Annotated in this window: 1 protein-coding gene; it reads left to right on the top strand. The window is 53.7% G+C overall.

Annotated elements, in window-relative coordinates:
• On the top strand, window positions 1-246 hold a 246-nt coding region (locus tag AWU77_RS20235), incomplete at both ends, for a putative Ig domain-containing protein (protein ID WP_152625203.1).

Below are 246 nucleotides of genomic sequence, written 5' to 3' on the forward strand. Positions count from 1 at the left end.
CGCATCTAACACCTTTAGTGATGTTGATGTCGGCGATACGCTCACCTATAGCGCGCAATTAGCCGGTGGCGGTGCCTTACCTGCCTGGCTGAGTTTTGATGCAGTAACTCGCACGTTTAGTGGCACGCCAGCGAACGCCGATGTCGGTACGGTATCGATTGATGTGATTGCGAGTGACGGTAACGGCGGTACCGTCACCGATACGTTTGTTATTACCGTTGCCAACACCAATGATGCGCCCACAGT

Origin of the sequence: Cellvibrio sp. OA-2007, assembly GCF_000953825.1 — a bacterium.
Lineage (GTDB): Bacteria > Pseudomonadota > Gammaproteobacteria > Pseudomonadales > Cellvibrionaceae > Cellvibrio.